Below are 10,365 nucleotides of genomic sequence, written 5' to 3'. Positions count from 1 at the left end.
GGAAAGGCCGCCCCCGGGGCGGCCTTTTGCTTTTGGCGGGCCATGGCTGGCGGGCCATGGCGCCCGGGCACGGCCTTTTGCCCGTGCGACCGGTCCTTGCGGTCCGCCCCCGGGCCGGCCGGGCCCTGCGCTGTTGACCCGGCCCCGGCAGGCAGCCGGCCGGGGGCGGTCTCAGAGGTCGGCCAATCCGATGCGGTTGAACTCGTTTCGGATGTGCTCCTCGGTCCGGTCTCCGTCGATGTCGCGCTGTTTCAGCACCGCCTCGCGCCAGGCGCGGGCGTCCTTGCGCACCGCGGCCCGGTAGTCGCCGGGCCGCCAATGCGGCGTCAGGTCGATCCCATGCCGCGCCAGGATCGCCAGCAGCTTGTCGGCGTCGTGGAAGGCGATGCCGCGCGGTCCGATCTCGTTGCCGTCCCGGCGCAGGGGTCGTGCAAAGCCGCGGATCACCGGCGCGTATTCCAGTTCCCGGCAGCGCGGCGTCAGATGCGCCCGGGCAAGCGTGCTGCGCGGGCGGCGGCGCAGGACCAGGATTTTCTGGTCGACCCGGCCCAGCAATTGCCGCCCGTGCATGGCCGAGCCCTCGGCGAAGATCAGCAGTTTCGCCCCGGCGTAAAGCGTCATCTGCCGCCGGATGCTTTCGCGCCGGCAATCCAGGATCGCGACGCCCGCCTGCCGAAGCGCCGCGATCAGCGCCGTCTCGCCGGCGCTGGCACCGTTGCCGCGCGCGAGTTCGCCCAGACGGGGGACGTAAAGCGCCTGGCTCTCGATCCGTTCAAGCCGGTTGAGCCGTGGCAACTCGTCCAGAAGATCGAGATACCAGGGTTCCGGCGGATCGAGGCCCAGCGTTTCGGCCTGCGGATAGACATGCAGCCGGGCGGCGACGCAGGGGCTGGTCACGAAGCCGATGCGGTCGGGATGCAGGCCGAGCCAGGCCATGACGGTCCAGAAAAAGGCCGGCACCTCGCCGATCATCTTGCCGGGCGGCAGCGTGAACAGCACCCGAGCCTCGGGATGGCGGTAGAGCGCCGGCGGCAGGCGGCTGACATGCTCGGCCACCAGATGGCCGAAATGGAAGAAGCAGCGCCCGCCCCAGATCACCGGCTCGTTCAGCCGCGGGCCGCGCCGCCAGCCGGGGTGGGCATTGACGTCGTGACACTTGCCATGCGCGCGATGGCGCACCATCGGCATGTTCTCGAAATCCGGCCAGACCGGGCCGCCGTCGAACATCAGGTTGCGATTGGAGAATCGCTTCGCCGGCACCAGGCGGATATCGGCGACAGCCAGCCCCGGCGGCACCATGATGTCGGGCCGCGCCTCGCGCCAGTCCGCGACCGGCTCGGTCCAGACCGGCCGGCGCCGGGCGCCGGGCAGACAACGTCGCCAGGCTCTGCGGATGCGGCGGACCAGGCCGCGCGCGGTGCGGGCAAGCCCCAGCAGGGGCGGGCTGCGTCGGATCAGAAGGAACGGATCGACGGGCATGGTGCCTGTCCCCTGGCGATCATGGCGGGAATGCCTGCTCCTGAGGTAGCCGGCGCCGCGCCGGCACGCAAGTCGGCACGCAAGCCGGCACGCCTTGCTTGACCAGCGGTCGCGAAACCGCTAGAGGGGCGCATCGCTTCCGTTCGTTCGCGATCGCCACGAATCGGTTGCATCGGGCCGGGCCGCCATGTACAGGGCGGCCTGCTCTTATTTTATACGGTTCGACGCTGGCGATGCGTGGTGTGTCGTCAGCCTCTCAACTGGAACTCCCCGCAAGAGGGATGAGAATGCAAAGCCAGAATATCCGCATCCGGTTGAAGGCGTTCGATTACCGCGTCCTGGATGCCAGCACGCAGGAAATCGTCAATACCGCCAAGCGCACCGGTGCGCAGGTCCGCGGCCCGATTCCGCTGCCCAACAAGATCGAGAAATTCACCGTTCTGCGCGGTCCGCATATCGACAAGAAATCCCGCGACCAGTGGGAAATCCGCACGCACAAGCGCCTGCTGGACATCGTCGACCCGACCCCGCAGACCGTCGACGCCCTGATGAAGCTCGACCTCGCCGCCGGCGTTGACGTCGAAATCAAGGTGTAAGGAGGCCCCCATGCTGCGGACTGGTGTAATCGCCAAGAAGCTGGGCATGACCCGGCTGTTCCTGGAAGACGGGCGTCAGGTGCCCGTTACCGTTCTGCACGTCGATAACGTGCAGGTCATCGCTCAGCGCACCGTCGAAACCGACGGCTATGTCGCGCTGCAGATCGGCGCGGGCGAGGCGAAAGCCAAGCGCGTGACCGGCGCCATGCGCGGCCATTTCGCGAAAGCGAACGTGGCCCCCAAGCGCAAGATCGCGGAATTCCGCGTTGCCGCCGAAAACCTGGTCGAAGTGGGCGAGGAGATCATCGCCGACCACTACTTCGCGGGTCAGTATGTCGACATCGCCGGCACCTCGATCGGTAAGGGCTTTGCCGGTGCGATGAAGCGCCACAACTTCGGTGGTCTGCGCGCCTCGCACGGCGTGTCGATCTCGCACCGCTCGCACGGTTCGACCGGCCAGTGCCAGGACCCGGGCAAGGTGTTCAAGGGCAAGAAGATGGCGGGTCATCTCGGTGCCGTCCGCGTCACCACCCAGAACCTGCAGGTCGTCAAGACCGATGCCGAGCGTGGCCTGATCATGGTCAAGGGCTCGGTGCCGGGCTCCAAGGGCGGCTGGGTCACCATCAAGGACGCCGTGAAGAAGCCGCTGGCCGAAGCCACGATCTTCCCCGCCGCGACCCGCGCGAAAGCCAAGGAAGCCGCGCGTCTGGCCGAGGAGGCCGCCGCTGCCGCCGCCGCCGAGGAGGAAGCCGCCCGCAAGGCCGCGGCCGAGGCCGAAGCCGCTGCGCAAGAGGCTGCTCTGGCCGAGGCCCAGGCTTCGATCGAGGCCGAGAAGGCTGCTGACGGTGCCGCTGACGACAACGCCGCGCCCGAAGGAGAAAGCAAATGAAACTCGATGTGATCACGCTCGACGCCGGCAAGGCCGGTGACATCGACCTGAGCGATGACATCTTCGGGCTCGAGCCGCGTGCGGACCTGCTGCACCGCGTCGTGCGCTGGCAGCGTGCGAAGGCGCAGGCGGGCACCCATTCGGTGCTGGGCAAGTCGGATGTCAGCTACTCGACCAAGAAGATCTACCGCCAGAAGGGCACCGGCGGCGCCCGCCACGGGTCGCGCAAGGCGCCGATCTTCCGTCACGGCGGCGTCTACAAGGGTCCGACCCCGCGCTCGCACGCCTTCGATCTGCCCAAGAAGGTCCGCGCGCTTGGCCTGAAGCACGCCCTGTCGGCCAAGGCCGCCGCGGGTGAGCTGGTGGTCGTGGACAGCCTGAACATCGCCGAAGCCAAGACCGCGGCCGTCGCCAAGGCGGTCAAGGAAAACGGCTGGAAGCGGGTTCTGGTCATCGACGGCGCCGAAGTGAACGAGAACTTCGCCCGCGCCGCCCGCAACCTCGAAGGCGTCGATGTGCTGCCCTCGATCGGTGCCAACGTCTATGACATCCTGCGTCGCGACACGCTCGTGCTGACGCGCGCCGGTGTCGAAGCTCTGGAGGCTCGCCTGAAATGAGCGTGAAACCCGAACATTACGACGTGATCGTCAAGCCGCTGATCACCGAGAAGGCGACGCTGGTGTCCGACGCCAACGCCTATGTCTTCCAGGTGGCCAAGGATTCGAACAAGCCGGCGATCAAGCAGGCCGTCGAAGCCCTGTTCAACGTCAAGGTGAAGGCTGTGAACACGACCATCACCAAGGGCAAGGTCAAGCGTTTCCGCGGCCGCCCCGGCGTGCGCTCGGACGTGAAGAAGGCCTATGTGACGCTGGAAGCTGGCAACAGCATCGACGTCTCGACCGGCCTCTGATAAGACACCGCGAATCGACGGCCCCGGCAGCGGGGCCGTCAGTTTTTGACTGAAACGGACCAATCACGGTCCAAAGCAACGGAAGACAGAGAGCATGGCACTCAAGTCGTATAAACCGACGACGCCTGGCCAGCGTGGGCTGGTTCTGATCGACCGTTCGGAGCTTTGGAAAGGGCGCCCGGTCAAAACCCTCACCGAGGGTTTGACCAAGAACGGCGGCCGGAACAACACCGGACGGATCACGATGCGCCGCAAGGGCGGCGGGGCGAAGCGTCTCTACCGCATCGTCGATTTCAAACGCACGAAGTTCGATGTTTCGGCCACGGTCGAGCGGATCGAATACGATCCCAACCGCACCGCCTTCATCGCGCTGATCAAATACGAAGACGGCGAGCAGGCCTATATCCTGGCCCCGCAGCGTCTGGCCGTGGGTGACAAGGTCGTCGCCGGCATCAAGGTCGACGTGAAGCCCGGCAACGCCATGCCCTTCAGCGGCATGCCGATCGGCACCATCGTCCACAACGTCGAGCTGAAGCCCGGCAAGGGCGGCCAGATCGCCCGCTCGGCGGGCACCTATGCCCAGTTCGTCGGCCGCGACGGCGGCTATGCCCAGATCCGCCTCAGCTCGGGCGAGCTGCGCATGGTGCGCCAGGAATGCATGGCGACCATCGGCGCCGTGTCGAACTCGGACCATTCGAACCAGAATCTCGGCAAGGCCGGGCGCAACCGCCACAAGGGCATCCGCCCGAGCGTGCGCGGCGTCGCCATGAACCCGATCGACCACCCGCATGGTGGTGGTGAAGGCCGGACCTCGGGCGGCCGTCACCCGGTCACTCCTTGGGGCAAGGGCACCAAGGGCACCAAGACCCGCTCGAACAAATCGACCGACAAGTATATCCTGCGGTCGCGTCACGCGAAGAAGGGGCGTTAATCCATGGCACGTTCTATCTGGAAGGGCCCCTTTGTCGACGCTTATGTGCTTCGCAAGGCCGAAAAAGCCCGCGATGCCGGCAAGTCGGATGTCATCAAGATCTGGTCGCGTCGTTCGACCATTCTGCCGCAATTCGTCGGCCTGACCTTCGGCGTCTACAATGGTCACAAGCACATCCCGGTCGCCGTGACCGAGGAGATGATCGGCCAGAAGTTCGGTGAGTATTCGCCGACCCGGACCTATTACGGTCACGCCGCCGACAAGAAAGCGAAAAGGAAGTAATCCCCATGGGTAAGGAACAGAATCCGCGCCGCGTGGCGGAGAACGAGGCGTTTGCGAAGACCAAGATGCTTCGCACCTCGCCGCAGAAGCTGAACCTCGTTGCGGCGCTGATCCGCGGCAAGAAGGTGGACAAGGCCCTGGCCGACCTGACCTTCTCGCACAAGCGCATCGCCGGCGACGTGAAGAAGTGCCTGCAATCGGCCATCGCCAATGCCGAGAACAACCATAACCTCGATGTCGACAATCTGGTCGTCGCCGAGGCCTGGGTCGGCAAGAACCTGGTCATGAAGCGTGGCCGTCCGCGCGCCCGTGGTCGTTACGGCAAGATCATGAAGCCGTTTTCGGAAATCACCATCAAGGTGCGTCAGGTCGAGGAGCGCGCGTAATGGGTCAGAAGGTAAACCCCATCGGGATGCGTCTCCAGGTCAACCGCACCTGGGACAGCCGCTGGTATGCGGATGACAAGGACTACGGCAACCTGTTGCTGGAAGACCTGAAGATCCGCGACTTTATCCACAAGGAAGCCAAGCAGGCCGGCGTCAGCCGCGTCATCATCGAGCGTCCGCACAAGAAGTGCCGCGTCACGATCTATGCTGCGCGTCCGGGTGTCATCATCGGCAAAAAGGGCGCCGATATCGAAACCCTGCGCAAGAAGCTGGCGAACTTCACCAGCTCGGAACTGCACCTCAACATCGTCGAGGTCCGCAAGCCCGAGCTGGACGCCCAGCTGGTGGCCGAGTCGATCTCCCAGCAGCTCGAGCGCCGGGTGTCGTTCCGCCGCGCCATGAAGCGCGCGGTGCAGAACGCCATGCGCATGGGCGCGCTGGGGATCCGGGTGAATGTCGCCGGCCGTCTGGGCGGCGCCGAGATCGCCCGCACCGAATGGTACCGCGAGGGCCGGGTGCCGCTGCATACGCTGCGCGCCGACATCGACTATGCGCTGTCGGAAGCCACGACCCCCTACGGGATCATCGGCGTGAAGGTCTGGATCTTCAAGGGCGAGATCATGGAGCACGACCCGCAGGCCCGCGACCGCCGCGCCACCGAAGCGCAGGACGGCCCGTCGCCCCGCGGTCCGCGCCGTGATCGCGACCGCGACGCGCGCTAAGGAGAAGAAGCAATGCTGCAACCGAAACGGACCAAGTTCCGCAAACAGCACAAGGGCCGCATCCACGGCGAGGCCAAGGGCGGGTTCAACCTGAACTTCGGCTCCTACGCGCTGAAAGCCATCGAGCCCGAGCGCGTCACCGCGCGTCAGATCGAGGCGGCCCGCCGCGCGATCACCCGCCACATGAAGCGTCAGGGCCGGGTCTGGATCCGGATCTTCCCGGACGTGCCGGTTTCCTCGAAGCCGACCGAAGTGCGGATGGGTAAGGGCAAGGGTTCGGTCGATTACTGGGCGGCCCGCGTCCATCCCGGCCGGATCATGTTCGAGATCGACGGCGTGAACGACGTCATCGCCCGCGAAGCCCTGCGCCTGGGCGCGCAGAAGCTGCCGGTGCTGACCCGCATCGTCGCGCGCGAAGACTGGTAATTCGCCACCGCATGCAGTTTGGCGCCCCGCCGCGACAGTGGCGGGGCGCCGCATTTTCGGCCTGGCCCGACAATCGGGGTTGCCAAGAACCGGCGATGCCTGTATGGGCAGGCCTTCATCACGAAACTCCACCGGAATCAGGGTGGCCCTGCATGGCAGGGGCTCTCCGGTGATGTTGAAAGGAACAGGCGCATGAAGGCGCAGGAACTGAAAGACAAGACGCCGGACCAGCTGAAGGATCAGCTGCTCGCGCTGAAGAAGGAAGCGTTCAACCTGCGCTTCCAGCAGGCCACCGGCCAGCTCGAATCGACCGCCCGCATGCGTGCCGTCCGTCGTGACGTCGCCCGTGTGAAAACCATTCTGAACCAGAAAGCGGCGGAAGCCGCGGCGTCGAACTAAGGAGCCCGGTCCATGCCCAAACGCATCCTGCAAGGCAAGGTCGTCAGCGACAAGAACGAACAGACCGTCACCGTCCTGGTCGAGCGTCGCTTCAAGCATCCGCTGCTGCACAAGATCGTGCGGTCGTCGAAGAAATACCGCGCGCATGACGCGCAGAACCAGTTCAAGGTCGGCGACACCGTTCGCATCGTCGAATGTGCGCCGATCTCGAAGACCAAGCGCTGGACCGTGCTGACCGAAGCCGCCGAGGCTTCGGCCTGAGGCCCAGTTTAATCGATACCCTGGGGCCGGCCCATGATCATGGTCGTGCCGGTCCCCAAAGGTCGGGAGTAACCAAATGATCCAGATGCAGACCAATCTGGATGTCGCTGACAACTCCGGCGCGCGCCGGGTGCAGTGCATCAAGGTTCTGGGTGGTTCGCACCGTCGCTATGCGTCGGTGGGCGACATCATCGTCGTCTCCGTCAAGGAGGCCATCCCGCGCGGCCGCGTGAAGAAAGGTGACGTCCGCAAGGCCGTCGTCGTGCGCACCGCCAAAGAAGTGAAGCGCGAGGACGGCACCTCGATCCGCTTCGACCGCAACGCCGCCGTAATCCTGAACAACCAGGGCGAGCCGGTCGGCACCCGTATCTTCGGGCCGGTCGTGCGCGAGCTGCGCGCCAAGAACTTCATGAAGATCATCTCGCTTGCGCCGGAGGTGCTGTGATGGCTGCGAAGCTCAAAAAGGGCGACAAGGTCGTCGTGCTGGCCGGCAAGGACAAGGGCAAGCAGGGCGAGATCACCGCGGTGTTCCCGAAAGAGAACAAGGCGGTCGTTGACGGCGTCAACATCGCGATCCGTCACCAGCGCCAGACCCAGACCGCCCAGGGCGGCCGGGTGGCGAAAGCCATGCCGATCGACCTGTCGAACCTGGCGCTGCTGGACAAGAACGGCAAAGCGACCCGCGTCGGCTTCCGCGTGGAAGGCGATCAGAAGGTCCGTTTCGCCAAGACCACGGGAGACGTGATCTGATGCTGGACCAAGCCAATTACACCCCGCGTCTGAAGTCGCTCTACAAGGACAGCATCCGCGCTGCCCTGAAGGAAGAGTTCGGCTACAAGAACGACATGCAGATCCCGCGCCTGGACAAGATCGTCCTGAACATGGGCGTCGGCGAGGCGGTCAAGGACACCAAGAAGGTCAAGCAGGGCGCCGAGGAGCTGTCGCTGATCGCCGGCCAGAAGGCGGTGATCACCAAGGCCAAGAAGTCGATCGCCGGCTTCCGCGTCCGCGAGGAAATGCCGCTGGGCTGCAAGGTCACGCTGCGCGGCGACCGGATGTACGAATTCCTCGACCGCCTGGTCACCATCGCGCTGCCGCGCGTCCGCGACTTCCGCGGCGTCAAGGGCACGGCTTTCGACGGCCGCGGCAACTATGCCATGGGCCTGAAGGAGCACATCGTTTTCCCGGAAATCAACTTCGACAAGGTCGACGAAGTTCTGGGGATGGACATCATCATCTGCACCACCGCGAAGACCGACGCGGAAGCGAAATCTCTGCTGAAGGCATTCAACATGCCGTTCAACAGCTGATCGCGGAGGGAAGAAGATATGGCTAAGAAATCCATGGTCGAGCGCGAGAAGAAGCGCGAGCGTCTGGTTCAGAAATACGCCGCCAAGCGCGCCGCGCTGAACGAGATCGTCCACGATCAGTCCCTGCCGATGGAAGAGCGCTTCAAGGCAAGCCTGAAGCTGGCTGAACTGCCGCGCAACTCCTCGGCGACGCGCCTGCACAACCGGTGCCAGCTCACCGGCCGTCCGCATGCGTATTACCGTAAACTGAAACTGTCGCGGATCATGCTGCGCGAGCTCGGCTCGTTCGGCCAGATCCCCGGCATGGTCAAATCGAGCTGGTAAGGGGGCAATATGTCGATGAACGATCCGCTCGGCGATATGCTGACCCGCATCCGCAACGCTCAGATGCGCGGCAAATCGACCGTCCGCACCCCGGGCTCCAAGCTGCGCGCTTGGGTTCTGGACGTGCTGAAAGCCGAGGGCTACATCCGCGGCTATGAAGAAGTGACCACCGAGGCCGGTCACAAGGAACTGGAAATCAGCCTGAAGTATTTCGAAGGCACTCCGGTGATCCGCGAACTGGCCCGCGTGTCCAAGCCCGGCCGCCGCGTCTATGCCGGCGCCAAGGAAATCCCGCAGGTCCGCAACGGTCTTGGTGTTTCCATCGTCTCGACGCCGAAAGGCGTGATGTCGGACGCAGCGGCTCGCAACGCCAATGTTGGCGGCGAAGTCCTCTGCACCGTGTTCTAAGGAGGGCAGAGATGTCTCGGATTGGTAAAAAGCCGGTCGCCCTCCCCAAGGGCGTGACCGCAGAGATCAAGGGTCAGACGATCGAAGTGAAAGGCCCGAAAGGCGCCCGCAGCTTCACCGCGACCGACGACGTGACGCTGAGCCTCGAGGAGGGTGCCGTCAAGGTGACCCCGCGCGGCCAGTCCAAGCGCGCCCGGCAGCAATGGGGCATGACCCGCTCGATGGTCGAGAACCTGACCGTCGGCGTCAGCGAAGGCTTCAAGAAAGAGCTGGAAATCCAGGGCGTCGGCTACCGCGCCCAGATGCAGGGCAAGACCCTCAAGCTCGCCTTGGGCTATTCGCATGACGTGAACTTCGAAACGCCGGAAGGCGTGACCATCACGGCGCCGAAGCAGACCGAGATCGTGGTCGAGGGCATCGACCAGCAGCTGGTCGGCCAGGTCGCCGCGAACATCCGCGAGTGGCGTCGCCCCGAGCCCTACAAGGGCAAGGGCATCCGCTACAAGGGTGAGGTCGTCTTCCGCAAGGAAGGCAAGAAGAAGTAAGGGGCGCGAAAATGGCACTGAACAAAAGAGAGCTGTTCCAGAAGCGCCGCCTGCGCGTGCGGAACAAACTGCGGGCCATCTCGGACGGTCGTCCGCGGCTGTCCGTTCACCGTTCTTCCAAGAACATCAGCGTCCAGGTGATCGACGACGTGAAGGGGGTCACCCTGGCCGCCGCCTCGTCGCTGGAAAAGGACCTGGGCGTTGTCGGCAAGAACAACCTGGAAGCCGCGGCCAAGATCGGCGCTGCCATTGCGGAGCGCGCGAAGCAGGCCGGCGTCGAAGAGGTGATCTTCGACCGCGGCGGCTTCCTGTTCCACGGCAAGATCAAGGCTCTGGCCGACGCAGCCCGCGAAGGCGGTCTGAAGTTCTGATCTGATGCGGGCGGCGCTTTCCGATACGGGCGTGCCGCCCCGATGATCCGGGGGTTGGCCGCCCGCGCGGCCGCCCACCAGGATTGGTTTCAACGGCGCGGATCGCGCGCCAGATTACAAGGAATG

At 64.9% G+C, this 10,365-nt stretch carries 19 protein-coding genes; 18 read left to right on the top strand and 1 reads right to left on the bottom strand.

All coding sequences use genetic code 11. The features are described 5' to 3' along the window. Window positions 1-171 precede the first annotated feature (171 nt). Complete coding sequence (locus tag ACFOMP_RS14985; RefSeq protein ID WP_379031920.1) at window positions 172-1,479, bottom strand: glycosyltransferase 61 family protein; 1,308 nt, start codon at window positions 1,477-1,479, stop codon at window positions 172-174. A 287-nt stretch (window positions 1,480-1,766) separates the two neighbouring features. Between ACFOMP_RS14985 and rpsJ the strand changes: the two genes are divergently transcribed. The 18 genes from rpsJ (at window position 1,767) to rplR (ending at window position 10,239) form a co-directional block, all read left to right on the top strand. Next, on the top strand, window positions 1,767-2,075 hold the full coding sequence (rpsJ, locus tag ACFOMP_RS14980) for a 30S ribosomal protein S10 (protein WP_010400227.1): 309 nt from the start codon (window positions 1,767-1,769) through the stop codon (window positions 2,073-2,075). A gap of 10 nt (window positions 2,076-2,085) precedes the next feature. Then, window positions 2,086-2,964 (top strand): 50S ribosomal protein L3, encoded by an 879-nt coding sequence (gene rplC, locus ACFOMP_RS14975; RefSeq protein WP_289894317.1) that lies wholly within the window; start codon window positions 2,086-2,088, stop codon window positions 2,962-2,964. After that, window positions 2,961-3,581, top strand: a complete 621-nt coding sequence (rplD, locus tag ACFOMP_RS14970) for a 50S ribosomal protein L4 (RefSeq protein WP_028713573.1) — start codon at window positions 2,961-2,963, stop codon at window positions 3,579-3,581. Before rplC ends, rplD begins: the two co-directional genes overlap by 4 nt. Continuing rightward, the gene (locus ACFOMP_RS14965; RefSeq protein WP_019351880.1) at window positions 3,578-3,874 is read left to right on the top strand and encodes a 50S ribosomal protein L23; all 297 of its coding nucleotides are present in this window, start codon (window positions 3,578-3,580) and stop codon (window positions 3,872-3,874) included. The genes rplD and ACFOMP_RS14965 overlap by 4 nt, the downstream gene beginning before the upstream one ends. Before the next feature lie 94 nt (window positions 3,875-3,968). Next, complete coding sequence (gene rplB / locus ACFOMP_RS14960; RefSeq protein WP_289894316.1) at window positions 3,969-4,805, top strand: 50S ribosomal protein L2; 837 nt, start codon at window positions 3,969-3,971, stop codon at window positions 4,803-4,805. Between the two features lie 3 nt (window positions 4,806-4,808). Then, on the top strand, window positions 4,809-5,087 hold the full coding sequence (gene rpsS / locus ACFOMP_RS14955) for a 30S ribosomal protein S19 (protein WP_019351882.1): 279 nt from the start codon (window positions 4,809-4,811) through the stop codon (window positions 5,085-5,087). 5 nt (window positions 5,088-5,092) lie between these two features. Beyond that, a complete protein-coding gene (gene rplV, locus ACFOMP_RS14950) occupies window positions 5,093-5,473 on the top strand; it encodes a 50S ribosomal protein L22 (RefSeq protein ID WP_019351883.1) in 381 nt (126 codons plus the stop codon). Beyond that, window positions 5,473-6,195: a 30S ribosomal protein S3 gene (gene rpsC, locus ACFOMP_RS14945; RefSeq protein WP_379031913.1), complete on the top strand. Its 723-nt coding sequence runs from the start codon at window positions 5,473-5,475 to the stop codon at window positions 6,193-6,195. The genes rplV and rpsC overlap by 1 nt, the downstream gene beginning before the upstream one ends. A gap of 12 nt (window positions 6,196-6,207) precedes the next feature. After that, window positions 6,208-6,621 (top strand): 50S ribosomal protein L16, encoded by a 414-nt coding sequence (gene rplP, locus ACFOMP_RS14940; RefSeq protein ID WP_036754161.1) that lies wholly within the window; start codon window positions 6,208-6,210, stop codon window positions 6,619-6,621. Window positions 6,622-6,813: 192 nt separating this feature from the next. After that, a complete protein-coding gene (rpmC, locus tag ACFOMP_RS14935) occupies window positions 6,814-7,020 on the top strand; it encodes a 50S ribosomal protein L29 (RefSeq protein ID WP_019352924.1) in 207 nt (68 codons plus the stop codon). Window positions 7,021-7,032: 12 nt separating this feature from the next. Next, a complete protein-coding gene (gene rpsQ, locus ACFOMP_RS14930) occupies window positions 7,033-7,281 on the top strand; it encodes a 30S ribosomal protein S17 (RefSeq protein ID WP_019352923.1) in 249 nt (82 codons plus the stop codon). A 76-nt stretch (window positions 7,282-7,357) separates the two neighbouring features. Then, window positions 7,358-7,726, top strand: coding sequence for a 50S ribosomal protein L14 (rplN, locus tag ACFOMP_RS14925; RefSeq protein ID WP_010400243.1), 369 nt, complete (start codon window positions 7,358-7,360; stop codon window positions 7,724-7,726). Further along, window positions 7,726-8,031 carry a 50S ribosomal protein L24 gene (gene rplX, locus ACFOMP_RS14920; RefSeq protein ID WP_017999565.1) on the top strand — a complete coding sequence of 102 codons (306 nt, stop codon included), beginning with the start codon at window positions 7,726-7,728 and terminating at the stop codon, window positions 8,029-8,031. Before rplN ends, rplX begins: the two co-directional genes overlap by 1 nt. Next, window positions 8,031-8,591, top strand: coding sequence for a 50S ribosomal protein L5 (gene rplE / locus ACFOMP_RS14915; RefSeq protein ID WP_019351973.1), 561 nt, complete (start codon window positions 8,031-8,033; stop codon window positions 8,589-8,591). The genes rplX and rplE overlap by 1 nt, the downstream gene beginning before the upstream one ends. An 18-nt stretch (window positions 8,592-8,609) precedes the next feature. Next, entirely contained in the window at window positions 8,610-8,915 is a 306-nt protein-coding gene (rpsN, locus tag ACFOMP_RS14910) for a 30S ribosomal protein S14 (RefSeq protein ID WP_019351974.1), read from the top strand. Between the two features lie 9 nt (window positions 8,916-8,924). Beyond that, window positions 8,925-9,323, top strand: a complete 399-nt coding sequence (rpsH, locus tag ACFOMP_RS14905) for a 30S ribosomal protein S8 (RefSeq protein WP_019351975.1) — start codon at window positions 8,925-8,927, stop codon at window positions 9,321-9,323. 11 nt (window positions 9,324-9,334) lie between these two features. Then, entirely contained in the window at window positions 9,335-9,868 is a 534-nt protein-coding gene (rplF, locus tag ACFOMP_RS14900; protein WP_019351976.1) for a 50S ribosomal protein L6, read from the top strand. Window positions 9,869-9,879: 11 nt separating this feature from the next. After that, window positions 9,880-10,239, top strand: coding sequence for a 50S ribosomal protein L18 (gene rplR, locus ACFOMP_RS14895; protein ID WP_289894314.1), 360 nt, complete (start codon window positions 9,880-9,882; stop codon window positions 10,237-10,239). Window positions 10,240-10,365 lie beyond the last annotated feature (126 nt).

The sequence above is a fragment of the Paracoccus simplex genome, from assembly GCF_042648325.1.
Classification (GTDB): Bacteria; Pseudomonadota; Alphaproteobacteria; order Rhodobacterales; family Rhodobacteraceae; genus Paracoccus; species Paracoccus simplex.
Note: the sequence above shows the minus strand (reverse complement) of the source record. Positions and strands in the feature narration are given on the sequence as shown.

Excerpts from the sequence above, each read along its gene's own strand:
- rpsH (WP_019351975.1), top strand. The coding sequence starts at position 8,925 with ATGTCGATGAACGATCCGCTCGGCGATATGCTGACCCGCATCCGCAAC.
- rpsS (WP_019351882.1), top strand. The coding sequence starts at position 4,809 with ATGGCACGTTCTATCTGGAAGGGCCCCTTTGTCGACGCTTATGTGCTT.
- rpsC (WP_379031913.1), top strand. The coding sequence starts at position 5,473 with ATGGGTCAGAAGGTAAACCCCATCGGGATGCGTCTCCAGGTCAACCGC.
- ACFOMP_RS14985 (WP_379031920.1), bottom strand. The coding sequence starts at position 1,479 with ATGCCCGTCGATCCGTTCCTTCTGATCCGACGCAGCCCGCCCCTGCTG.
- ACFOMP_RS14965 (WP_019351880.1), top strand. The coding sequence starts at position 3,578 with ATGAGCGTGAAACCCGAACATTACGACGTGATCGTCAAGCCGCTGATC.
- rpsN (WP_019351974.1), top strand. The coding sequence starts at position 8,610 with ATGGCTAAGAAATCCATGGTCGAGCGCGAGAAGAAGCGCGAGCGTCTG.
- rplE (WP_019351973.1), top strand. The coding sequence starts at position 8,031 with ATGCTGGACCAAGCCAATTACACCCCGCGTCTGAAGTCGCTCTACAAG.
- rpsQ (WP_019352923.1), top strand. The coding sequence starts at position 7,033 with ATGCCCAAACGCATCCTGCAAGGCAAGGTCGTCAGCGACAAGAACGAA.
- rplC (WP_289894317.1), top strand. The coding sequence starts at position 2,086 with ATGCTGCGGACTGGTGTAATCGCCAAGAAGCTGGGCATGACCCGGCTG.
- rplP (WP_036754161.1), top strand. The coding sequence starts at position 6,208 with ATGCTGCAACCGAAACGGACCAAGTTCCGCAAACAGCACAAGGGCCGC.
- rpmC (WP_019352924.1), top strand. The coding sequence starts at position 6,814 with ATGAAGGCGCAGGAACTGAAAGACAAGACGCCGGACCAGCTGAAGGAT.
- rplV (WP_019351883.1), top strand. The coding sequence starts at position 5,093 with ATGGGTAAGGAACAGAATCCGCGCCGCGTGGCGGAGAACGAGGCGTTT.
- rpsJ (WP_010400227.1), top strand. The coding sequence starts at position 1,767 with ATGCAAAGCCAGAATATCCGCATCCGGTTGAAGGCGTTCGATTACCGC.
- rplN (WP_010400243.1), top strand. The coding sequence starts at position 7,358 with ATGATCCAGATGCAGACCAATCTGGATGTCGCTGACAACTCCGGCGCG.
- rplR (WP_289894314.1), top strand. The coding sequence starts at position 9,880 with ATGGCACTGAACAAAAGAGAGCTGTTCCAGAAGCGCCGCCTGCGCGTG.
- rplF (WP_019351976.1), top strand. The coding sequence starts at position 9,335 with ATGTCTCGGATTGGTAAAAAGCCGGTCGCCCTCCCCAAGGGCGTGACC.
- rplX (WP_017999565.1), top strand. The coding sequence starts at position 7,726 with ATGGCTGCGAAGCTCAAAAAGGGCGACAAGGTCGTCGTGCTGGCCGGC.
- rplB (WP_289894316.1), top strand. The coding sequence starts at position 3,969 with ATGGCACTCAAGTCGTATAAACCGACGACGCCTGGCCAGCGTGGGCTG.
- rplD (WP_028713573.1), top strand. The coding sequence starts at position 2,961 with ATGAAACTCGATGTGATCACGCTCGACGCCGGCAAGGCCGGTGACATC.